Source organism: Vagococcus changpingensis, assembly GCF_058211775.1.
In genome coordinates, this window is record NZ_JBYVZB010000001.1 from 16,376 (window position 1) to 40,475 (window position 24,100).

Genomic DNA, 24,100 nt, shown 5'->3' on the forward strand with positions numbered 1-24,100 from the left:
GTATATGGCAAATGATAAAATAGTGATTCGTGGTGCAAGAGCACATAATTTAAAAAATATAGATGTAACTATTCCAAGAGATAAACTCGTCGTGGTTACAGGACTTTCTGGTTCAGGAAAAAGTTCCTTAGCATTTGATACGTTATACGCTGAAGGGCAACGTCGTTATGTCGAAAGTTTGTCGTCATACGCACGACAATTTTTAGGGCAAATGGATAAGCCAGATGTTGATAGTATTGATGGGTTGAGTCCAGCCATTTCAATTGACCAAAAGACAACCAGTAAAAATCCTCGTTCAACAGTTGGGACCGTCACGGAGATAAATGACTATTTAAGGCTATTATTCGCTCGAGTAGGTGAGCCTATTTGTCCAAATGATGGTACGAAAATTAGTAGTCAGTCTCCAGAGCAGATGACAGATAAATTGTTAGAGTTAGAAGAAAGAACGAGAATTCAGATTCTAGCACCACTCATTCGTGGGAAAAAAGGACAACATAAAAAAGTATTTGAAAAAATCAAAAAAGATGGGTTTGTCCGAGTGAGAGTTGATGGGGAAACCTATGATATTTCTGAAGTGCCAGAGTTAGAAAAAAATAAAAAGCATGATGTTGAAATTATCGTTGACCGTATTGTGATAAAAGATGGCGTTCGCTCAAGATTGTTTGACTCACTTGAATTGGCATTACGTCTAGCTGACGGCTATGTATTGGTTGATGTTATTGGACAAGAGGAAATCTTGTTTAGCGAGCATTATGCTTGCCCTTACTGTGGATTTACAGTAGGCAATATTGAACCTCGATTGTTTTCATTTAATACGCCATTTGGTGCGTGTCCAGAGTGTGATGGATTAAGTGTTAAGTTGGAAGTAGATGCAGACTTAGTTGTTCCAGATGAGATGAAAACGTTGCGTGAAGGAGCGATTGTACCGTGGAATCCAATCAGCTCAAATTACTACCCAAATATGTTAGAACAAGCCTGCGAACAATTTGGTATTGATTTTGATACACCATTTAAAGAATTAACAAAAGAACAAAAAGATTTATTGTTCAGAGGGTCTGGAGAAAAGACGTTCCATTTCCACTATAAAAATGAGTTTGGTGGCGTGCGTGATGTTGATATTCCTTTTGAAGGGATTTTAACAAATATTAATCGTCGTTATCACGAAACAAATAGTGATTATACAAGAGAACAAATGAAGCTATACATGACAGAATTAACATGTGAAACGTGTCATGGTTATCGACTAAACAAAGAAGCCTTATCGGTAAAAATTGATGGGAAACATATTGGAGAAATCAGTGATTTATCAGTAAATAAATCATTAAATTATATGTCCAAGTTAACGTTTGGTGAACAAGATACCATAATTTCACAGCCAATTTTAAAAGAAATAAAAGATAGATTAAGTTTCTTAGAAAATGTCGGTTTGGGGTATTTAACGCTAAGCCGTTCTGCTGGAACATTATCGGGTGGAGAAGCACAACGTATTCGTCTCGCTACTCAAATTGGGTCAAATCTATCAGGTGTACTATACATTTTAGATGAGCCATCTATTGGATTGCATCAGCGAGACAATAATCGCTTAATTGATTCGCTTAAAAAGATGCGTGATTTAGGTAATACACTAGTTGTTGTGGAACATGATGAAGATACAATGCGAGCGGCAGATTATCTAATCGATATTGGTCCAGGTGCTGGTGAACAAGGTGGAGAAATTATATCAGCTGGAACGCCAGAAGAAGTGGAAAAAGATCCACATTCATTAACTGGTCAATATTTATCTGGTAAAAGGAAAATCGATGTCCCTACAGAACGACGTGAAGGCAATGGTGAATGTGTTAAAATTACTGGTGCCAAAGAAAATAACTTGAAAAATCTATCAGTTGAATTTCCGATGGGGAAATTTGTTGCGGTTACTGGTGTCTCTGGTTCTGGTAAAAGTACATTGGTTAATACGATTTTAAAAAAAGCACTTGCTCAAAAAATCAATCGTAACTCAGCTAAACCTGGTAAATTTGATAAAATTACAGGATATGAATCAATTGAAAAAATTATTGACATTGATCAAAGTCCGATTGGTCGAACACCAAGAAGTAATCCAGCAACTTATACGAGTGTTTTTGATGATATACGTGATTTGTTTGCTAAAACCAATGAAGCCAAAACACGTGGTTATAAAAAGGGGCGTTTTAGTTTTAATGTGAAAGGTGGCCGATGTGAAGCATGTCGTGGTGACGGTATCATCAAAATCGAGATGCACTTTTTACCAGATGTGTATGTTCCTTGTGAAGTGTGTCATGGTCAACGATATAATTCTGAAACATTAGAAGTGAGATATAAAGGAAAAAATATTGCAGAAATATTAGAGATGACAGTGGAAGAATCTGTTGACTTTTTCCAAGCGATTCCTAAAATACATCGTAAGCTTCAAACGATTGTGGATGTCGGACTTGGTTACGTGAAGTTAGGTCAATCAGCAACTACCTTATCTGGTGGGGAAGCACAACGTATGAAGTTAGCCAGTGAATTACATAAACGTTCATCAGGTAAAAATTTCTACATATTAGATGAACCAACAACAGGTCTTCATACAGAAGATATTAGTCGACTTCTAGAAGTATTGAATCGTTTAGTAGATAGTGGCAATACAGTCCTTGTTATTGAACATAATCTAGACGTCATAAAAACAGCAGACTACGTCATTGATTTAGGACCAGAAGGTGGAGATGGTGGTGGAACCATTATCGCAACTGGAACACCAGAAGACATTATTAAAGTAGAAGAAAGTTATACAGGCTATTATTTAAAAGAAGTGATGGAACGTTAAAATGAGGTCTATATTATGACGAAAACGACAGATTAATTTTTGTCGTTTTTTGTTATTTTAAGTAAAGAAATTGTATAAATTTATTAGATTTTTTGTAAAGCGGTTACATTGTAAATTAAATGTAAAAAGACTTGCAATTTATGTTACTAAATTATATGTTTATCATGAGATAAGTCAGAAACTATTTCAATATGTAAATTTTTTGTAAAAATTTAGGGGGGACATTCGTGAAAAGAGTGTTAAAAATGATCGCATCAGTAGGGTTTTTATTGACTGTTACAGGATGTGGCGCAGTTGACAATGGAGAATCTATTAATGCTGTTGGGTCATCTGCCATGCAACCACTTGTTGAGGCAGCTGGTGAACAATATAGTAGTAATCATTTAGGTAAATTTATTAATGTACAAGGTGGAGGTAGTGGAACTGGTTTAAGTCAAGTTCAATCCGGTGCCGTACAGATAGGTGATTCCGATTTGTTTGCAGAAGAAAAAGAAGGAATTGACAGTAAACTATTAGTTGATCATAAAGTAGCTGTTGTTGGATTGACACCAATCATTAATAAAGAAGTTGGTGTGTCAAACATCACAATGGAAAATTTAAGGAAAATATTTACAGGTGAAATTACCAATTGGAAAGAAGTTGGCGGAAAAGATCAAGATGTCGTTTTGATTAATCGAGCTACAGGAAGTGGTAGTCGTCACACGTTTGAACAATGGGTATTGGATGGACAAAAAGCAAAAGGGTCACAAGAACAAGACTCTACTGGGATGGTTAGACAAATCGTTAGTACCACACCTGGCGCAATCAGTTACGTAGCTTTCTCTTATGTTACAAAAGATGTGGCAACATTAAGTATTGATGGTGTAAAACCTACAGAAAATAACGTTAAAAATAATAAATGGGTTATTTGGTCATATGAACATATGTATACAAAAGGAGAACCAAATGGATTAACAAAAGAGTTCTTAGAATATATGTTGACTGATGAAGTACAAGAAGATATTGTTCCTCAACTTGGTTATATACCAGTATCACAAATGCAAGTTGAGCGTGATGTTGAAGGTAATATAAAAGAAATTTCCAAATAAAAATTGTTGTTTCAATAGGAGGATATATTTTGGAAGATATTCAAAGCAAATTGCTAAAAAAGTCAAAAAAAGCAAAATTAGAACAATTTGGTAAGACTATTAGTTTTATTGCCATTTTATTTATTGTTGTCGTTGTCGTTGCCATCTTTTATTTTGTAGCGAGTAAAGGTTTAGCTACCTTCTTTAAAGATAAAGTAAATCTATTCGATTTTCTTTTTGGAAAAGAATGGAACCCAGGATCTGTGAGTGACTCTGGAAAACCATTGGTTGGAGCATTGCCAATGATTACAGGCTCGTTTATTGTGACACTATTATCCGCCATTATTGCAACGCCTTTTGCGATTGGTGCAGCGGTTTTTATGACAGAGATTTCACCAAAATTAGGAACAAAAATATTACAACCAGTTATTGAATTATTGGTTGGTATTCCTTCAGTTGTTTATGGATTTATTGGGCTATCTGTTGTTGTTCCTGCTGTACGTAATGTATTTGGAGGGTCTGGATTTGGTATTTTGGCTGGAACTTTTGTTTTATTTGTTATGATTTTACCAACAGTAACATCAATGACAATTGATGCATTAAAATCTGTACCAAGACATTATCGTGAAGCATCATTAGCACTTGGCGCAACACGTTGGCAAACAATCTATAAGGTAGTGCTAAGGGCGGCAATTCCAGGTATTTTAACTGCTGTTGTATTTGGTATGGCAAGAGCCTTTGGGGAAGCTTTAGCCATTCAAATGGTTATTGGTAATGCTTCACTGATGCCACATAACTTAATTACACCAGCCTCAACTTTAACAAGTGTGTTAACTATGGGAATAGGAAATACTGTTATGGGAACACTTGAAAACAATGCACTTTGGTCATTAGCTTTACTATTGCTATTAATGTCTCTATTCTTTAATGTTGTGACACGATTAATTGGTAAAAAAGGAGAGCTGAAATAATGAATGCAAAAAAAGCGGATAAGATAGCAACAGGCGTATTATACGCCGTTGCAGGTATTATTACATTAATCCTGGCTAGTTTAATTTTGTATATTTTAGGTCGTGGATTACCTCATATCAGTTGGAGTTTCTTAACGACACCATCTAAGAGTTTTCAAGCTGGTGGAGGGATTGGTATTCAGTTGTTTAACTCATTTTACTTATTAATTATTACGATGCTAATTAGTATTCCAATTTCTTTAGGAGCTGGTATTTATTTATCAGAATATGCCAAGAAAAACTTTTTTACTAACGTTATTCGTACAGCGATTGAAGTATTAAGTTCACTTCCTTCAGTGGTTGTTGGTTTATTTGGATTCTTAGTGTTTGTTATTCAAGCTGGTTTAGGCTTTTCTATTATTTCTGGTGCATTAGCTTTAACGTTTTTCAACTTACCCCTCTTAACAAGAAATGTTGAAGAATCATTAAAAGCTGTGCATTATACACAACGTGAAGCAGGCTTAGCTCTTGGCTTATCAAGATGGGAAACTGTCACACGTGTTGTGGTTCCTGAAGCACTACCAGGTATTTTAACAGGCGTTATTTTAGGAGCAGGTCGTATTTTTGGTGAAGCCGCAGCATTAATTTATACTGCTGGACAAAGTGCTCCAGCACTTGATTTTACTAATTGGAACCCATTAAGCATTTCTAGTCCATTAAATATCTTTAGACAGGCAGAAACACTAGCTGTTCACATTTGGAAAATTAATAGTGAAGGTAACATGCCAGATGGCGCTCAAGTATCAGCAGGAGCTTCTGCTGTGTTGATCATTGCTGTATTACTATTTAACTTTTTAGCACGTTTCTTAGGTAAGAAACTCCATAAAAAAATTACATCAGCTTAGATTGGGGATTTAAATGAAAACTTATAATACCGATGATACGCATATCATAACAATGAATAAAGATGAACAGAATTTGGCGTTAGAAACAAAAGATATACATGTTTGGTATGGTGATAATGAGGCGATTAAAGGGGTATCACTAGAATTTGAAAAAAATAAAATTACGTCTCTTATTGGTCCGTCAGGATGTGGAAAATCAACTTATTTACGTTCTTTAAATCGAATGAATGATCAAATCGACGGGACAAAAGTGACAGGAGAAATTATTTATAAAAACATTGACATTAATTCGTCAAAAGTTGATGTTTATGAGATGAGAAAACATATTGGAATGGTATTTCAAAGACCTAATCCATTCAGTAAATCTATTTATGAAAACATTACATTTGCCTTAAAACGTCATGGACAAAAAGATAAACAAACTTTGGATGAAGCAGTCGAAACAAGTTTGAAACAGGCAGCTTTATGGGATCAAGTAAAAGACGATTTACATAAAAGTGCATTAGCATTATCAGGTGGACAACAACAACGACTTTGTATCGCTCGTGCTATTGCGATGAAACCAGATATTTTATTGCTGGATGAACCAGCTAGCGCACTAGATCCAATTTCTACTAGTAAGGTGGAAGAAACATTAATTAATTTAAAAGAAGATTACACGATTGTCATCGTAACACATAATATGCAACAAGCGTCTCGTATTAGTGATTATACTGCGTTCTTTTACATGGGTAAGGTGTTAGAATATGATCAAACGAAAAAAATCTTCACTCGTCCAAAAATACAAGCAACCGAAGATTATGTTTCAGGTCACTTTGGTTAAGGAGGAACGTTATGTCAATAATTGAATCAAACGACTTGCACTTATATTATGGTAATAATGAAGCCTTAAAGGGAATTACGATGGATTTTGATCAAGGTGGCATTACGGCTTTGATTGGCCCATCAGGATGTGGAAAGTCAACTTTTTTAAGAACGTTAAATCGAATGAATGATTTAATTCCATCTGTAACGATTACAGGGAAAGTGACGTATAAAAATAATGATATCTATAGTCCAAAAACAGATATTGTCACGCTACGTAAACAAATTGGAATGGTGTTCCAACAACCTAATCCTTTTCCATTTAGTATTTATGAAAATGTTATTTATGGTTTACGATTGGAAGGAAAGCATTCTAAAGAAGAACTAGATCGTATAGTGGAAGAAAGTCTAAAAGCTGCAGCGGTTTGGGATGATGTAAAAGATAAATTAAATAAAAGCGCACTTTCTTTGTCTGGTGGCCAACAACAGCGGGTATGTATCGCTCGAGTACTAGCTGTTCAACCTGAAGTTATCTTATTGGATGAACCAACTAGTGCTCTTGATCCAGTTTCTAGTGGTAAAATAGAAAATATGTTGTTAGAATTAAAGGATGACTATACAATGATTATGGTAACACATAATATGCAACAAGCCTCACGTATATCAGATAAAACAGCGTTTTTTCTAAATGGTGATTTAATTGAATATGATAAAACGAAAAAAATATTTTTAAATCCTGGACAAAAAGAAACGGAAGATTATATCACTGGTAAGTTTGGTTAACAAAAAAAGATAAGGCAAGATGAAGGAGATGAAGGACATGCTTAGAAGTCAATTTGAAGAAGATTTACAAAATCTACATGATAAATTTGAAAACATGGGTAATGATGTAAATACAGCGATTAGTAATTCTGTACGTGCATTTATTGACCATGATAAATCACTAGCAAAAAATGTGATTGAATCTGATAGCGAAATCAACGCACAGGAATTAGGTCTGGAAAAGAAGAGTTTTGAAATGATTGCTCTACAACAACCTGTTACAACAGATTTAAGACGCATTGTAACAATTATGAAAGCAAGTTCCGACTTAGAACGTATGGGAGATCATGCTGTTTCAATTGCAAAAGCAACGATTCGATTAAAAGGAAACAAACGTGTTTTATCGATTGAAGAGGAAATATCTGATATGGCGACACATGTAATGGGAATGGTTAGTTCTGTATTGGATGCTTATATTCATACAGATAGCGACAAAGCAATCAAAATCGCTCAAAGTGATAGAGTAACAAATGATTATTTTAAATCGATTTATCGTCATTCAATTAAAGCTATGGAACAAGATACTGAAACAGTTATTGTTGGAGCTGATTATTTACAGGTTGCTGGATATTTAGAACGTATCGGGGATTATGTCTGCAATATCTGTGAGTGGATTATCTACTTAAGAACAGGTAAAATATCCGAATTAGCAGCAACAATGCATGAAGATGAATAATCAATTAAAACACTTAGATTTATTATCTAAGTGTTTTTTATATATTTTAAAGATTTTATATTCACTTTAAATGGCCTTTTAAGAATAAATATTAATTTTTACGTTATTTTATGAATAAATATGTTGAGGAGGTACCTTGAAATAGATAATATTGAACATAATTTAATTTGTAGAAATTAGAGGAATATAATATGACAAAAGAAAAAGTAGGTTTAGCTTATTCAGATAGATTGGATACATCAGTAGCAATTAGTTGGTTAAAAAAGAGTATGATGTGGTTGCTGTTTACTTGGATGTAGGTGAAGGGAAAGATTTAGATTTATTAAAGAAAAAGCCTTGACAGTTGGCGCTATTGAATCTTATGTGATTGATGTTCGTGAAGAGTTTGTGACTGATGTTGTCTTACCAGCCTTACCAACACATGCTTACTATGAGCAAAAATACCCATTAGTATCGGCTTTAAGTCGTCTATTAATTTTAAAAAAATTAGTAGAATTAGCGCATCAAGTTGATGCAACAGTGATGGCATATGAGTGTCTAGGGGCGATGACACTCTTACCGGATCATAAAGAAAGTGAAGATTGAACACTCGTACGCGAAGTATCGCATTTTAAACCAATTTTAGAAAACACATTGTCTAATTTAATAGACAATGCATTATGATTTAATCCAGCGATACAAGCGATTTTAGCATACATTAAAGAAACACAAAAAGTAGTTAATGGAACCGCAAAAGTGAAATTATACAAGAGGAGAGCCACTGTTAAGAAGACAAAGAAGGCATGTTTGATACTATTGAGACAATGGGTGTGTCAATGGTTATTTTGACAGATATGTTGGAAACCATGAGACTCAATAAAGAAAAAATGCTTTATTTAGCTGAAAAAGATTGTTCTCATGTAACCGCATTGGCAGATTATTTAGCTTCTAAGTGAGTACCATCTAGACAAGCTCATGAAATCTTAGGGTTACTTGTTCTAGAATGTGCTACTGCTGGTTGTTATTTACAAGATGTTCCTCTAACTCGTTACCAAGAATTATCTCTTTTAATAGATAAGGATATATATGACGTGTTACAGTCCCAAACGGCTGTGAAACGAAGGAATAGTCTTGGTGGAACTGGCTTTGAACAAGTAAAGAATCAAATTTCTCTGGCAAAATCAACGCTATCAAGTGAGTAAAGCGTTCATATAATAGTTGGCGGGTGAAGACAATATGATTAAAAATGTCATTTTTTTGTAACCTTTTTATGATGAATTTATGTTATAGTTTACAATGAAAATAATAAATAGAAATAGAATTGGAGTTAGACTATACATGAGATTTAAAAAAATGATTGCCTTTACTTTATTAACAACAACTCTATCTGGATTTGTTTGTCCGGCTGTTATTCATGCTGAGAGTGTTGATAAAAAAATAGAGGACTCTCAAAAAAAAATAGATGAGTTAAATGCAAAGAAACAGGCATCAGATAAAACGCTATCTGATTTAGATTCAACTATTGCTAAATTGGATAAAGATATCAATAAGGTGTTAGAAGAAAAGGCATCATTAGAAAAAGAAATTAATTCATTAACAAAAGAAATAGATGATTTAACAATCATTATTAATAAGCGGAACAAACAAATAGAAAGTCAAGCTCGTTCTATGCAGTTAAATAGGGAAGATCAAGATTTGGTCAATGTTATCTTAGAGTCAGAATCAATATCTGATGCACTTAGTCGAACAGTAGCCTATTCTAAATTAGTCTCAGCTAATAAAGATATTATGGATGAACAAAAAAAAGATCAAGCTACCTTAGCTAAGAAAAAAGAAACATTAAATAAAAAAGTTGTTGATGTTAACAAGACTGCTAAAGAGTTAAAAACAAAACAAGAAAAATTAGAAAAAAGTAAAGCAGAGCAAGTTGCTTTGGCAGATAAAATTTTAAAAGAGTTATCAAAAGAAACAGATAATAAATCTGCATATGAATCACAAAAAGCAGAAGCTAAACGTATTTCTGAAGAAAATAAAAAACGTTTGAAAGAATTATCGGATAAACAAGCAGCAGCTAAAAAAGCGTTACAAGAACAACGTGAAAAAGAACAAAAAGAAGCAGAAGCTAAACAATTAGAAGCTCAATCGAGCCTTTCCATTTCTAAGCAATCTAGTGCGATTGGAAAGAGTAATAATAATACCAAAACAGATGAAGACAAAAATGAAACAATCTCACTACCAAGTCAAGATGGCTTCTCATTGCCACTTTCTGGAGGGTATACGATAACGAGTGGGTTTGGTTCCAGAACGGATCCAACTGGTTACTCAGGAGATCATCATGATGGAATTGATTTAGCTACTGGAGCAGGAACGCCAATATTGGCATCTAGAGCTGGTCAAGTAGTGGAAGCAAGTTATCATCCAAGTGCTGGTAATCACGTGATTATTTTACATGACAATGGATTGTATACATACTATATGCATATGACAAATATCGGTACAAGTGTTGGCTCAGTAGTTGACGCAGGAGACACAATTGGGACAGTCGGATCAACAGGAAATTCAACAGGAGCCCATTTACATTTTGGTATTAGTTCTAGTTTATGGAGTGGATTTATTAATCCAACGTCTATCTTATCCTTTTAGTCAGTAAGCTATAAAAACCTTAAAATTTATTTTAAGGTTTTTATTTTTTAGAATGATAAACGAATAAGTCTTGGTATACAGGAATAAATCCAACTCAAGTCCTATGACATTTCTTTAAAAATAAGACATAATATGAGTGTAGGTTAGTAATGTGATAGATAAAGAAGTTAAGAGGAGGATATATAATGAACGAACGTGAACGAATTTTAGACTTAGTTAAAAAAGGTATTTTAACAACTGATGAGGCATTAGTATTATTAGAAAATATTGCCACAGAAAAAGATGAAAAATTAATTGATAATGAAGCCAAGCAAGTAAATTATAAATCAGCAGAAAGCCAATCCAAAACAGGATACAATGATAGTAAAGTATTAGAAAGAGTGTTAGAAAAATTAGCAGAAGAAGAAAATAGAAAATCTGTAGAATATGATGAATTAACAGTTGAAATTCAAGGATTAAGACAAGATATTCGAGAAATTGAAGAACAACTGACAGTCTTTGATACAATGGAAGATTTAGATACATTGACTCCTGAAAAAGAAGCTGAGCGAGAGCAACTAAAAAAAGATTTAGCTTATTTAAAAGAAACAGATATTCAATTATCTAATGACAAAGCAGAATTAAATGAAGAATTAAAATCGATAAAAAAAGAGCGTCGTGATGCACAAGAAACAGAAAAAATATTAGGGTTTGATATTCCAAAAGATTGGAAAGAACAAACCAATCAAAAAATAAACCATGCGTCTGGTAAAGTAGAAGAAGCAGGTAAATACTTTGGTGATTTTTTGAAAAAAACAGTGGATGCGGTTAGTTCTACCGTTTCTGATAATGTGGAATGGAAAGACGTGAATATCAAAGTACCTGGTGTAAGTTCTCATAGTTTTACACATGAATTTCTTTATCCAAATAGTACAGCTACGTTGATTGATGTCAAAGTAGCAAATGGTAAAGTTAAATTTAAAACATGGAACCAACCAGATGTTAAGATCGTTGCAAACATTAAGTTTTATGGTAAATTAAACAATAACACACCATTTGAAGCATTCATTGAGCGTAGTGAAATTGTTGTAGATGAAGAAAACATTTCATTTCAAGTACCAAACAAACGACTAAGTTGTGAATTAGATTTTTATTTACCACAACATTTATTTGATCATGTGTCAGTGAAAATGTTAAATGGCGATATTAAAGTTGAAGATATGTTACTGGGTGATATTTTCCTCAAATCAACAAATGGTAAAATGAAGGTAAAAAATATTAAAGCAACTATGCTTGAAGTTGAAGGTGTTAATGGTGATATTCAAGTAGAAGATAGTGACATTGTAGATTTTATTGGTCAAACTGTTAACGGTGAATTAATCAGTAAATCCGTTATTGAGCATACTAATGTATCATTAATTAATGGCGCAGTAAAAGTTACTTCAAATGATTTAAAAACAAAAAAAATTAAAGCAACTGTGGTAAATGGAGACATCAAAGTTTCCCTTGCAAAACAAGCAGGTATTCAAGCAGATTGCCAAACGAATTTTGGCTCAATTAAAAATCGTTTTAGTAACATTGATATTTTAAAAGAAAAGAAAGAGCGAATGAATCAAATGGTTGAATTTGTTCGACAAGATGATAATATGGTTCAATTATCTTTAAATACGACAACAGGAAGTATTTACTTGAAAGATAATGACTAATAGATGGAGTGAAAAAAAATGGGAAGAAAACTAACAAAATCAAGTAATAATATTGTTTTAACAGGAACATTAGCAGGTATTGCAGAATATTTTAATATCGATCCAACCTTGGTAAGAATCATTTATGTGATTTTATCAATGTTTACACTAGGTTCACCAATTATTTTATATATTTTGCTAGCCTTAATTGTTCCAGGTTCAAATAAACAAAGTAGACCACGTTCTCCATATGAAGGATATGGCGGTTATAATTATGAAGAATCATCTAAACAATATAAAGCAAAACGACCAAGAAAAGAAGCACAAAAAGTAGAAGAAGATGACTGGAGTGACTTTTAGTGACATACTTTCAACGTCTAATTATTAATACGTTGGCGTTCATCTCATTATCTGTATTATTTCCTTCCATGTTTTATGTTAATAGTTTTATGATAGCCATTGTGGCAAGTGTTGTTTTATCGGCATTAAATGTATTAGTAAAACCCATATTACATATCTTGTCACTACCTATTACACTCATAACATTTGGTTTGTTTAGTTTCGTAATAAATGGGATGATGTTAAAATTCACATCTGTGATTGTCGGTGAACAAAACTTTGCTTTCTCTAGTTTAGGAGCAGCAGTATTTATTTCGCTACTTCTTTCATTGATTAATTCCATTGTGATTAATAGACATGTCGATAGATATTAAAATTGTATGATAGTGAAGCATATAGTGTGTTAACACTGTATGCTTTTTTGTTTATTTATATGATTATCCGTTAGTTTATCTCTTTGCTAGATTTTTTATGTCTTTTGATTTAAACTGGTATTTATGAAAAAAATTTGAAAATGAACTATAAGAACAGATAAAGAAAGTCAGATGGAAACTCTTTTAAAAACTGATGGTAATGGTGTTAATGGGTTGGCAAAAAACATACCATTTACCCAATCGCTTCCAGATGTGGGGTATTTGCTAAAATAGATGTGCAATCATCGATTGAATCGTATTCGATTGATGTTAGCAACCGCTAAGAAAAATATGTAACCAACTGTTAAATTTTATAGATAATCTAAAGTAAAAACAAAACTTGATTTTTACTATAAAGTTATTTTATTATTTTTCTATCAGTGTATATGAGATAGGCTAGAACTATTGTAAATAGAGGAGAGTATGAACCTGTTTAATTTATCAGTAGATGAGATGATCATCCTTTTCAATTTCTAAGAACAGTTGTTTAATGTTAAAGATTAATCATGTGGGAGAGAGTAATGAACCAACAAAAATTAAAAAAAATTTATTTACTCATGATGTTTCTATTGATTATTATTTCAATAGTTATCAATGTTATTAATTTTCAATACAAAGAAATAATAGATATCATAATATTGCTTATTTTTGCTTTAGATAGTTTTTATACATTATGGAAAACCGATAATAAAAGGGATTATTTAAAACATCATTTTTTAGATTTTATTGCGATTATCCCATTTCATCATGCATTTCGTTTGGTAAAATTTTTTCCGCTTATCATGCAGAGTATACAAATCACTTCGCTTGGACAACGGTATTTATTACCTGTATTTTTGAAATTAAGAGAAACAGGTACAGGAAAACTTTTTAATACTTTTTTGATTATTTTTATTTTTTTACCGTTACCGTTACTATGGATCGAGCCTAATATTACAAATTATGAGGATTTGATTTGGTGGGAGATGCAGACTGTCACAACTGTTGGTTATGGGGATATTATGATTCAAACTGGGTTAGGAAGACTTGTCGGTGGGATATTAATGGTCTTAGGTGTTGGAATTATTTCAACTTTTACTAGTAACTTAACGCGGATTATTAGTCATTCTAAGAAGCCCAATCATAAAAAAGCAGATGATGTCATTGAAGAATTACTAAAACAAAAATCGTTTAATAAGGAAGATTTAGAAATCATTGAAGCTTGGCTAGAATTAGAAAAAAAGAAACAACAAAAATTGAATAACACAACAAAATGATAAAAAGTCTCGTTTTATGCGAGGCTTTTTTGTTTGGTATTGTGATATAATTAAAATTAAATGAAATAATTATGAGGAAGTTGAGGTGTAAAATGAGTAAAAAACAACGTATTGTGTATGTGATACTGTTTTTTATAGTGATGACAGGAATCTTTATGATTTCTCAGCAGAAAAATAGTTATCGTCTGAAAGAATTAAATCAAGCTGAAACACTTCAAATCACGGTTGCCCTTTTAGATTATCGAAATGTGCCAAGTGATGAAGGGGGAACGCTGTATCAAAATTTATTACAACAAACATCAGCGATAGCAAGACAGTCTAACGCATTATTATTCGAAGATGAACAAAATTATATCGACACAACCATTGAATTGACTGATATTCGTAAACAAGCTAGGCAGTTGGATGGCTTTTCCGATATTACCTCCCTTCAGTTATCAAAAGAGCAGGTACAAAGAGATGAAACGTATTACAAGGCGTTAAAAGAATCAGGTGAGACCTTACCGTTGGAGTCATTAACATTTGGTCGGTTAATTATCTCTTTATTAACAATACTAGGTGTAGCATGGTTTCCATTGATATCAGTAGTTAATGCAAGATTAATCGTAGATGAAAAAGAACATGAGAGTCTGTTGAAAGGACAACCTCGAAGTTTAACACAACGATTGATACGTAATTTTATTAAGAAGAGTTTGATATTAGGTGGATTACTCGTTTTAAGTATTTGTTATTTAGCTATTTTACAAAGTATTAGTGGAAATGGATTTGGTGATTTAAGCTTGATTGAAGTCGTTTACCAAAATAAGTTTGTTATCACAACAGTGGTTAAGAAAATTTGCTATTATATTTTATTTGGCTATTTAATGTTTATGCTATCATTTTTAATCAGTTCAGTTTTAAATAATATGACCAAAAATAGTTATGTCACGGTGATTATTGAGTGTATGGCCTATGCCTTTATTTGGTTGTTTCCAACCCAGCTTAAATTAGCAACAGTTCTTTCCCCATCTTTAATTATTGAAGGCACTTCATACGTTTCAATTAATCAAGGTGTGATGTATTTACTTGGCAGTATTGTGGTGTTAATCGTTATCTTTTTTATCCAACTAAAATTAAGTAGGGGAGGAAGACACAATGATTAATTATTTGAAACAAGAATGGCAAGATTTTTTTCATAATAAAAAAAATATCGCCTTATACTTGATTGTGGGGTTTCTTTCCTTATTTTTTGTGATAAAAATTGAACCCAACTTTAAGATTTATGAAACAACGAATTTAAAAAAAATAGAAGCAAGCTACCTAGACAAAAAGCATTTTTTAGAAACAGTGAATCTTGAAGGTGAGACACACCCAGACACTTTAAGTGCTGTTGAATCATTTCGTATGTTATTGCCAATTGAAGAAAAAAGATATGAGGCTCTAAAAAAGCAAGACTTCAAAACATATGCGAAAGAAACTGCTGAATGGTATGAAGGTGGTAGGAATCTAAACCCATTATATTACACATATGGTAATGATTTCGCGGAGTTTGACAATTTTTATGGTAATAGAAGTATGGGTCCAAAAATGGCGCAGTACGCTAAACAAACGAGTAAGTTATCGTTAAATCAGTTAAATGAAGAAACAGCTTGGCAAGTAGTTTCTCGCCTAATGCACCGAATATTACCAGTCCTTTTTAGTTTGTTAGCTATATTGTTTTCGGTAGATATGATTAGTAAAGATCGTCAGCATAAGAGTTTAGTAAATGGCTACCCTTTGAGTGTATTTAAACGACTAATCGCTAAATTGATTATAACGTTTATCGGACTCTTTTTAATGATAATTCCTCTTAGTATCGGGTTTATTTGGATAGGATTACGCCGAGGATTTGGTTCATTAAGTTTACCATCAAGCTACAGTGTCTTTCCAATTGATGCCGTGTCTAATTTGAATTCAATCTTTTCTAGCGAGACAATCGGTTTGTTTTTAGCGAAGAGTTTAGGTTTGATGGGATTAAGTTGTCTAGCCATTGTATTGTTCACGTTTTTAATTTCTTTTTGGCTAAAACAAGATTTTATCAATCTGGTCGTGATTGTGTTAATAACATTTTCCAGCCTGTTTTATCAACGACATGGATTAGGAGACATCTACGCACTTTACTATTCACCTACTAGTTACTTATATAGTGGTGATATAGTGTCAGGATATCAAGGTTTCTTTTGGTCCACCCCTTACCTTACGACAAATCAAGGATACCTTGTCGTTGGAGTGACAGTGTTGTTGTTGATTCTATTACTTAAATTAAGTACCGTAAAAAAACGTCAACTATAAGGAGAAGTCTATGATTAAATTAGAGAATATTAGTTTTTCGTATAAAAATAAACCAATTTTAAAAGATATTACTGAAGACTTTCATGCGGGCGAAATTGTGGGATTAGTAGCACCTAATGGAACAGGGAAAAGTACCTTGTTAAATGTTTTAATGAATTATGAAACGCCACACAAAGGTCAACTAATCATAGATAAAAAAGGAACTTACAAATCAGCTAGAAAGCAAATTAAACTTTATAAAAAAATAAGTATGATGCCAGACCAGCAAGATTTGTATAATCATAAAACTGGTTTAGAGCATTTAACGATGTATAAAAAGATTTGGAAGTCTAAAATTCCAGTTAAAGAGTTAATTAATGAGCTAAATATGGCAGATTATATTAATGATTTAGTCGGTAACTATTCACTAGGTATGAGACAACGATTATGTTTTGCTATGCAAATAGCAGCTGATACGAAAATTATGCTAATGGATGAAGTAATGAATGGGCTAGATCCAACAAACGTGACACTTATTTCAACCATTATGGCGAAAAAAAGAGATGAGGGAAAACTAATCATTATAGCGTCTCATCTGTTGGATAACTTGGAACAGTATGCAGATCGTATTTTCTTCCTATCAAATGGTCAATTAGAATTATTTTTTGACCGAAAGACTGGAACGAAAGATCAAACAAGGTATCTAAAAATAAATCAAGCGGATTGTCGTTTTTTATCAGAAGAGATCATAGAAAGAGGTCAATTATTAGCGGGAGGATTATTTTTACTACCATTAGATAATGGTGATGAGAAAGAATTATTCCTTAATCTACCTTTAGAAGAAATGAGTAGTGTGACGGTTTCAAGGCTCTCTTTAAAGGAAGCCTACGACATAAAATTTGGGTTAAATAAAAAAGATTAACCTGTAAAGAAAAAACACTTTACAAGAGTAATTAAAACTGTTAAACTATGCTTTGTGATTAAAACAAATCAAAAAATTTTTGGAGGTGCCTTAATAATGGCAGTTAAAATTCGTTTAAAACGTATGGGTTCTAAAAAGAAACCTTTTTATCGTATGGTAGTAGCAGATTCTCGTTCACCTCGTGATGGACGTTACATCGAAGTAGTGGGAACTTACAACCCATTAACAGATCCAGCTCAAGTAAAAGTTGAAGAAGACTTAATCTTAGACTGGTTATCAAAAGGAGCTCAACCTTCTGATACAGTACGTAACATTTTATCTCGTGAAGGAATCATGAAAAAACATCACGAAGCTAAATATACTAAAAAATAAGGTGGGCTTATGAATGACTGATGTAAAAGATTTGGTATTAACCATTGTCCGTCCGTTAGTTAGTCAACCCGATTTAGTTCGCCTAGATGTAGAAGAATCTGAGGAATTTATGGAGTACAATTTAAAAGTAGCTTCAGAAGATATCGGTCGTATCATTGGAAAACAAGGTCGTGTGGCAAAAGCAATACGTACAATTGTTTACAGTGTTCGTACGGATCATTCTAAGAGAATTCGTTTAAACATTCTAGATGACAACAATTAAAAAGCAAGTGTTAGAGTTAATCTAACGCTTGCTTTTTTGTCATCTATAAGCAGTAAATCCTTTACCAACAACCTCATGAGCACTTGTAACCACGACAAATGCTTCTTCGTCGATATATAGTATTGCTTGTTTTAGTGCGATAAATTGATTTTCCTGAATAACGACCATAATCATTTTCTTCTCTTCAAGATTTAAGCCACCTTCTATAGGAATAAGAGTAGCTCCTAAATCTAAATCAGAAATAATCTGTTCTCGAATTTTTTTATAGTCATTAGAAATAATCATGACATTTTTAGATGATTCAGGACCAACTTGGACAGTGTCAACCATACGACTAGTTAAATATAATGCAATAAGAGCAAACAAAACCGCCTGCACATCAAACACAAAAAGAGCACTTAAAATAACTAAACCATCACAAATTCCTAAAATAATTCCTAATTTAATTGGAATATATTTTTGGACAATCAATGCAATTAAGGCAGTTCCTCCAGTTGAGCCTTTTCCTAAAAAGACCAAACCAACACCAAGACCAACTGTAATCCCACCAAAAATAGCAGCTAAAATAGGCTCAATATGACTTAGAGCCACACCGTGTAGTAATGACACAAATAATGGCACAAGAAAACTGCCTAAAATACTTTTGAAAAAAATTTCTTTCCCTAATAAAAAGAAAGATAGTGTCAGCAACACAAAGTTAACTGAAAATAACACAATACTGGGTGTTAAATGAAGTGTCTCGTATAAAATAATGGTTAATCCATTGATTCCTCCAGACACAATTCGATTGGGCAATAAAAAAGCATTGAAACCAAATGCAACAAAAAGTGTTCCAATGACAATAAATAAGGTATCACTAAAGCGTGTCCCCATCTTTTTTTGTAAAGTTTGTACCATATTGACTCCTCCTTGAAAATATATCGTAACTTATTTCAGAAATTTTTTAAAGTAGTTTTACATTAATTTGTGAATGAACATTCTAATAAAACCTATTAATTATCTATTGATTTTATATATGACGTACTATATACTAAATAATAGGTATTAATAAAAGTTAATTGGAGGTATTAGTGTGTTAAAACAAGTATATCAGTTTGATGAAGGCAATGCAGATATGAAAGACCTATTAGGTGGTAAGGGAGCAAACTTGGCTGAAATGACACGCTTAGGCTTACCAGTCCCACCAGGGTTTACTATTACGACTGAAGCATGTATGTCATTTTTAAATACAACAAAAGAATTATCAGATGAATTAAAAAAAGAAATAGATGAGCATTTGAGTTTGTTAGAAAAGAAAACCAATAAATCATTTGAAGGCGATAACGATTTATTACTTGTTTCTGTTCGCAGTGGAGCAAAATTCTCAATGCCGGGTATGATGGATACGATTTTAAACTTGGGGTTAAATGATGAAACAGTAGAACAACTTGCTTCATTAACAGAGGACGAAGCATTTGCCTACGATTGTTATCGACGTTTGTTACAAATGTTTGGAAACGTTGTCTTTGGGATTGATATGCAGTATTTTGAAAACTATTTAACATTTTACAAACAAAAACACGGGGTAAAATTAGATAGTGAGTTGACTGGTGATGATTTAAAGAGCATTGTAACTGAATTTAAACGTATTATTTTGGAAATTAAAAAGAAACCGTTTCCGCAATCTGCGAAAGAACAATTACATTTAGCGATTGAAGCAGTCTTTCATTCTTGGAACAATGAGAGAGCTCATATTTATCGCGAGTTAAACCATATTCCAGACGATATTGGAACAGCTGTTAATATTCAATTAATGGTCTTTGGAAATAGTGGAGATACCAGTGGAACAGGTGTTGCCTTTACAAGAAATCCAGCGACTGGTGAAAATAAATTATTTGGTGAGTACTTAATCAATGCACAAGGTGAAGATGTTGTAGCAGGTATTCGTACGCCAGAACAAATCGAAAAATTAAAAAATGATCTACCTAAAGTTTATGAGGAATTTGCTCGTCTAGCTCATTTGTTAGAACAACATTATCGTGACATGCAAGATATCGAGTTTACTGTGGAAAAAGGGAAATTGTATATTTTACAAACACGAAATGGAAAACGGACTGCACAAGCCAGTGTGAAAATTGCCGTTGATTTGGTCGAAGAAGGATTAATTCAAGAAGAAGATGCTTTACTGACATTAAATCCTGATATGATTAGTCATTTACTTCATCCAGAGTTTTCAAAAGTAGCCTTAGAAGAAGCAGTAAAGGTATCTGACGTTGGGTTACCAGCTAGTCCTGGATCGGCTGTTGGGAAAGTTTGTTTTGATGCAGCAACAGCAAAAGAATGGGCAGCACAAGGTGAGAAGGTCATTCTAATGCGTCAAGAAACGTCTCCTGAGGATATCGAAGGAATGGTAGCAAGTGAGGCCATTGTCACAAGTCGTGGTGGTATGACATCTCACGCAGCAGTTGTTGCTCGTGGAATGGGAACATGTTGTGTCGCTGGATGTAGCGAGTTAGAAATTGATGACTTTTTAAAACGTGTGGTGTATCCGGGAGGTCAATTAAACGAAGGTGACGTGATTTCAGTCGATGGCTCTAATGGTGTTATCTACCTTGGAGAATTAGAAGTGGAAGTAACAGGGACCTCTCATTATTTTGATACGATTATGGCTTGGGCGAAAAAACATGCTCGTCTTGATGTAAGAATGAATGCTGAAACAGTCAGTGATATCAAAACAGGACTGTACTTTGGTGCAGATGGTATCGGATTAATTCGTACAGAACATATGTTTTTCGGTGCAGAACGTTTGATTCAAATGAGACGTTTCATTTTATCAAATAGCTATATTGAACGCGAAAAAGCGTTAAAAGTTATTTTAGATTATCAAATGGATGATTTTAAAGAAATATTTGAGACATTAAATGAGTTGCCAGGTGTGATTCGTTTACTAGACCCACCATTGCACGAGTTTATGCCAACGAAAGAAGAAGATATTGTTCTTTTAGCTCAAGAGATGAATGTGAGTAAAAATGAAATTGAACGTCGTTTGAAAGAATTACATGAAGTGAACCCAATGCTTGGACACCGTGGCTGTCGTTTAGGTATGACGTATCCCGAACTTTACATTATGCAAAGTGAAGCGATTATTCGAAGTGCCATTGCGATGAAACGTGAAACTGGTTTAGACGTAACACCTGAAATTATGATACCATTAGTAGGAACAACAAAAGAGTTAAGTGAACTAAAAGAAAAAATTGAATTGTATCTAGATGCTTTGATGGAAGAAGAAGATATCAATGTCTTTTACCGTATAGGGACAATGATTGAACTACCTAGAGCCTGTTTAATTGCCGATCAACTTGCTACAACTGCGGATTTCTTTAGTTTTGGAACAAATGACTTAACGCAAATGACGTTTGGTTTTTCAAGAGATGATGCAGCAAAATATATTAACGAATATGTTTCAAAAGGCGTGTTACCAGTTGATCCATTCCAAACAATTGATAAAGGTGGGGTGGGAGAATTGATTAAGACAGCCGTTGAAAAAGGTCGTTCAACAACACCAAATATAAAAATTGGTGTTTGTGGGGAATTAGGTGGTGACCCAACGTCAATCGAATTCTTTGATGACATTAACTTAGATTATGTGTCATGTTCACCATACAGAATTCCGATTGCTTATATTGCAGCAGCTCAAAGTACCATCCGCCGTGCGTCTAATAACGAATAAAAGAGGTGTCTTTGTGGAACTAAGTGAGCGACAAAAAAAGATTATCGAGATTGTCAAAACGAATGAGCCGATTAGTGGAGATAAAATCGCAGAACAATTAGGATTAACTAAACCAACATTAAGAAGTGATTTAGCTGTGTTAACGATGACAGGAATTCTTGATGCCAGACCAAAAGTAGGCTATATCTATTCAGGATTACCATTTGATCCATTATTACAAGAACATTTATTTGATGTCCAAGTGGATGAGGTCATGTCAAATCCTGTCATTATCTATCCTCATACAACAATTAAAGATGCTACCACATCCCTATTTATGTATGATTGTGGGTCACTTTATGTCATTGATGAAGAATCAAAGGACTTAATCGGTTTGGTATCACGAAAAGATTTATTACGAAGCTTGTTAAATAATCAAGATTTAGATTTAGCGATTGCGATTATTATGACTCGTATGCCTAATCTCGTGGTTACTTACCCAGATATGACCATTTTAGAGGCAGGTAGTTTATTGAGCGCCCATGAAATTGATTCACTACCCGTATTAAGCCGAGAAACCAATCAAGTCGTTGGTAAATTATCAAAAACAAAAGTGGTACAGCACTTTATTAAGTTAGGGAGAGAACTAAAACATGAACAACTTTAGAGAGAGTAAATTTAAGCAATTACAACTATTTGTTATATCAGATTCAATTGGAGAAACAGCCCAACGCATTATAAATGCCGTATTAGCACAGTTTCCAAAACTTGAAAACTATGATATTAAAAAATTTCCCTTTGTGGATTCAAAAGAAGTATTAATGCAAATATTAGCTGATGCTTTAAATGAAAAAGCGATTGTGGTGACAACACTAGTTGATAGTGAATTAAATAAAGTTTGTGCCGATTTTGCTAAAAGTACGGGTCTTGAATATGTTGATTACATGACAGAATTAATGACAAAAGTATCACATAGAACACATATGGAACCAAGTCATGAAAGTGGCTCACTTTATTTAATGGATCAGGAGTATTTTAAACGAATTGAAGCGATTGAATTTGCTGTGAGATATGATGATGGGAAAGATCCAAAAGGGTTTAGAAAAGCAGATTTAGTGATTTTAGGGATTTCACGTACATCTAAAACACCACTAAGCATGTATTTAGCTAATCGTTCGGTCAAAGTCGCAAACTTACCATTGATACCAGAAGTCCCAATTCCAAAAGAATTATTCCAATTGAACAAGGTGCCAGTCATAGGCTTAACAGCTAGTCCAGAGTATATTATGCGTGTGAGACAATCACGTTTAGATTCACTTGGACTAAATGGTAGCTCATCTTATGTGGCACTTGATAGAATCAAAGAAGAGTTAAATTTTGCACACGAATTGTACGAATCATTAGGTGCCATAATCATAAATGTTGAAAATCGATCAATTGAAGAATCTGCTCAGTTAATCGAAGAAGCATATAAAAGTCAATAAAAAGAAGCGATACGTGTCAATGCGTATCGCTTTTTCTATATAAAAGATTCAATTTCTTTGTTAACTATTAGGGGACGAGTTCTTAAAATCGAGTGGCCGGTTTTATTTAATACGATTAACTTCGCTTGTTTTAAGGAATCAATAAAAGGGCTGACCTTTTTTAGATCAATGATGTCCCGATCACCAAAAATAAATAAAATGGGCATCTTTAACTTCTCACGATAATTTGAGGTGAGAGGTAGGTTTTTCATGGCTAGACGTAATACCCTAGACTCTTTTTTTAATCTTAGTAAGTATTCACTAACGACTCGCAGTGATTTATAGAGCAGTTGCTTGCTTTTTTTTAGTTGGTCAAAACGAATATTAGGGGAAATTAATACCATTTTTGATACACGTTCTGGGTAATAATTGGCAAATGAGAGGGCAATGTTTGCACCATCGCTAAATCCTACCATAATGGTTTGTTCAATTTGCTCATTTTCCAAGATAGATAGTATATCATCAAAAATGGCTTGAAAATCAAGTTGTTCACTTTGATTTGTTGAGTGGCCATGATCTCTTGTATCCATCAAAACAAGTAGATGGTTTTTTTGAAAGACGTCGATTTGTTTTTGAAAAGCTTGATGTGAGCCGCTATTTCCATGAATGAAGAACATGGGTGTCCCTTGTCCTAATACTTTGTAAAAAATATGACTTCCATCAGTTGATGAGACGATTTTTTCCATAAGATTTCCCCCC

22 protein-coding genes and 2 pseudogenes are annotated in these 24,100 nt (G+C 33.4%); 22 read left to right on the forward strand and 2 right to left on the reverse strand.

All coding sequences use genetic code 11. The annotated features are described in order from the left end of the window. Nucleotides 1-4 precede the first annotated feature (4 nt). The 19 genes and pseudogenes from uvrA (at nucleotide 5) to AC37UB_RS00175 (ending at nucleotide 18,190) form a co-directional block, all read left to right on the forward strand. Nucleotides 5-2,827, forward strand: a complete 2,823-nt coding sequence (uvrA, locus tag AC37UB_RS00085) for an excinuclease ABC subunit UvrA (protein ID WP_490685119.1) — start codon at nucleotides 5-7, stop codon at nucleotides 2,825-2,827. A gap of 245 nt (nucleotides 2,828-3,072) precedes the next feature. Further along, nucleotides 3,073-3,915, forward strand: coding sequence for a phosphate ABC transporter substrate-binding protein PstS family protein (locus AC37UB_RS00090; RefSeq protein WP_490685368.1), 843 nt, complete (start codon nucleotides 3,073-3,075; stop codon nucleotides 3,913-3,915). 29 nt (nucleotides 3,916-3,944) lie between these two features. Next, a complete protein-coding gene (pstC, locus tag AC37UB_RS00095) occupies nucleotides 3,945-4,865 on the forward strand; it encodes a phosphate ABC transporter permease subunit PstC (RefSeq protein ID WP_117974003.1) in 921 nt (306 codons plus the stop codon). Beyond that, nucleotides 4,865-5,749, forward strand: coding sequence for a phosphate ABC transporter permease PstA (pstA, locus tag AC37UB_RS00100; protein ID WP_117974005.1), 885 nt, complete (start codon nucleotides 4,865-4,867; stop codon nucleotides 5,747-5,749). The genes pstC and pstA overlap by 1 nt, the downstream gene beginning before the upstream one ends. 13 nt (nucleotides 5,750-5,762) lie before the next feature. Next, complete coding sequence (gene pstB / locus AC37UB_RS00105) at nucleotides 5,763-6,572, forward strand: phosphate ABC transporter ATP-binding protein PstB (RefSeq protein WP_117974007.1); 810 nt, start codon at nucleotides 5,763-5,765, stop codon at nucleotides 6,570-6,572. Between the two features lie 11 nt (nucleotides 6,573-6,583). Then, the gene (pstB, locus tag AC37UB_RS00110) at nucleotides 6,584-7,336 is read left to right on the forward strand and encodes a phosphate ABC transporter ATP-binding protein PstB (RefSeq protein ID WP_117974009.1); all 753 of its coding nucleotides are present in this window, start codon (nucleotides 6,584-6,586) and stop codon (nucleotides 7,334-7,336) included. A 37-nt stretch (nucleotides 7,337-7,373) separates the two neighbouring features. After that, nucleotides 7,374-8,051 (forward strand): phosphate signaling complex protein PhoU, encoded by a 678-nt coding sequence (gene phoU, locus AC37UB_RS00115; protein ID WP_117974011.1) that lies wholly within the window; start codon nucleotides 7,374-7,376, stop codon nucleotides 8,049-8,051. A gap of 191 nt (nucleotides 8,052-8,242) precedes the next feature. Then, nucleotides 8,243-8,828, forward strand: a pseudogene (locus tag AC37UB_RS00120) (argininosuccinate synthase domain-containing protein); the annotation flags it as partial. Then, nucleotides 8,819-9,232 (forward strand): annotated as a pseudogene (locus AC37UB_RS00125) (argininosuccinate lyase); the annotation flags it as partial. The pseudogenes AC37UB_RS00120 and AC37UB_RS00125, both read left to right, overlap by 10 nt. Nucleotides 9,233-9,368: 136 nt before the next feature. Next, a complete protein-coding gene (locus AC37UB_RS00130) occupies nucleotides 9,369-10,673 on the forward strand; it encodes a murein hydrolase activator EnvC family protein (RefSeq protein ID WP_158559467.1) in 1,305 nt (434 codons plus the stop codon). Between the two features lie 185 nt (nucleotides 10,674-10,858). Further along, complete coding sequence (liaX, locus tag AC37UB_RS00135; RefSeq protein WP_117974015.1) at nucleotides 10,859-12,358, forward strand: daptomycin-sensing surface protein LiaX; 1,500 nt, start codon at nucleotides 10,859-10,861, stop codon at nucleotides 12,356-12,358. A gap of 18 nt (nucleotides 12,359-12,376) precedes the next feature. Beyond that, entirely contained in the window at nucleotides 12,377-12,697 is a 321-nt protein-coding gene (locus tag AC37UB_RS00140; protein WP_117974017.1) for a PspC domain-containing protein, read from the forward strand. Further along, entirely contained in the window at nucleotides 12,697-13,050 is a 354-nt protein-coding gene (locus tag AC37UB_RS00145; protein WP_117974019.1) for a phage holin family protein, read from the forward strand. The genes AC37UB_RS00140 and AC37UB_RS00145 overlap by 1 nt, the downstream gene beginning before the upstream one ends. A gap of 560 nt (nucleotides 13,051-13,610) precedes the next feature. Continuing rightward, the gene (locus AC37UB_RS00150) at nucleotides 13,611-14,345 is read left to right on the forward strand and encodes a potassium channel family protein (protein ID WP_490685120.1); all 735 of its coding nucleotides are present in this window, start codon (nucleotides 13,611-13,613) and stop codon (nucleotides 14,343-14,345) included. 92 nt (nucleotides 14,346-14,437) lie between these two features. Continuing rightward, the gene (locus AC37UB_RS00155) at nucleotides 14,438-15,487 is read left to right on the forward strand and encodes a hypothetical protein (protein ID WP_490685121.1); all 1,050 of its coding nucleotides are present in this window, start codon (nucleotides 14,438-14,440) and stop codon (nucleotides 15,485-15,487) included. After that, nucleotides 15,480-16,655: an ABC-2 transporter permease gene (locus tag AC37UB_RS00160; RefSeq protein ID WP_490685122.1), complete on the forward strand. Its 1,176-nt coding sequence runs from the start codon at nucleotides 15,480-15,482 to the stop codon at nucleotides 16,653-16,655. The genes AC37UB_RS00155 and AC37UB_RS00160 overlap by 8 nt, the downstream gene beginning before the upstream one ends. A 10-nt stretch (nucleotides 16,656-16,665) precedes the next feature. Further along, on the forward strand, nucleotides 16,666-17,556 hold the full coding sequence (locus AC37UB_RS00165) for an ATP-binding cassette domain-containing protein (RefSeq protein ID WP_490685123.1): 891 nt from the start codon (nucleotides 16,666-16,668) through the stop codon (nucleotides 17,554-17,556). 96 nt (nucleotides 17,557-17,652) lie between these two features. Then, nucleotides 17,653-17,928, forward strand: coding sequence for a 30S ribosomal protein S16 (gene rpsP, locus AC37UB_RS00170; RefSeq protein WP_117974025.1), 276 nt, complete (start codon nucleotides 17,653-17,655; stop codon nucleotides 17,926-17,928). Between the two features lie 13 nt (nucleotides 17,929-17,941). Beyond that, complete coding sequence (locus AC37UB_RS00175; RefSeq protein ID WP_071456648.1) at nucleotides 17,942-18,190, forward strand: KH domain-containing protein; 249 nt, start codon at nucleotides 17,942-17,944, stop codon at nucleotides 18,188-18,190. 39 nt (nucleotides 18,191-18,229) lie between these two features. On the opposite strand, the gene AC37UB_RS00180 is transcribed toward AC37UB_RS00175, so the two are convergent. Next, nucleotides 18,230-19,087, reverse strand: coding sequence for a YitT family protein (locus AC37UB_RS00180; protein WP_490685124.1), 858 nt, complete (start codon nucleotides 19,085-19,087; stop codon nucleotides 18,230-18,232). 175 nt (nucleotides 19,088-19,262) lie between these two features. Between AC37UB_RS00180 and ppdK the strand changes: the two genes are divergently transcribed. Genes ppdK through AC37UB_RS00195 form a run of 3 tightly spaced genes read left to right on the forward strand, consistent with a single transcriptional unit; the run spans nucleotide 19,263 to nucleotide 23,362 of the window. Then, nucleotides 19,263-21,899 carry a pyruvate, phosphate dikinase gene (gene ppdK / locus AC37UB_RS00185; protein ID WP_490685125.1) on the forward strand — a complete coding sequence of 879 codons (2,637 nt, stop codon included), beginning with the start codon at nucleotides 19,263-19,265 and terminating at the stop codon, nucleotides 21,897-21,899. Nucleotides 21,900-21,912: 13 nt separating this feature from the next. Further along, on the forward strand, nucleotides 21,913-22,545 hold the full coding sequence (locus AC37UB_RS00190; protein WP_079345118.1) for a helix-turn-helix transcriptional regulator: 633 nt from the start codon (nucleotides 21,913-21,915) through the stop codon (nucleotides 22,543-22,545). After that, nucleotides 22,532-23,362 carry a pyruvate, water dikinase regulatory protein gene (locus AC37UB_RS00195; protein WP_117974031.1) on the forward strand — a complete coding sequence of 277 codons (831 nt, stop codon included), beginning with the start codon at nucleotides 22,532-22,534 and terminating at the stop codon, nucleotides 23,360-23,362. Before AC37UB_RS00190 ends, AC37UB_RS00195 begins: the two co-directional genes overlap by 14 nt. A 35-nt stretch (nucleotides 23,363-23,397) precedes the next feature. Here the strand turns inward: AC37UB_RS00195 and AC37UB_RS00200 are convergent, their stop codons facing one another. Then, nucleotides 23,398-24,087 (reverse strand): alpha/beta fold hydrolase, encoded by a 690-nt coding sequence (locus AC37UB_RS00200; RefSeq protein WP_117974034.1) that lies wholly within the window; start codon nucleotides 24,085-24,087, stop codon nucleotides 23,398-23,400. Between the last annotated feature and the right edge of the window lie 13 nt (nucleotides 24,088-24,100).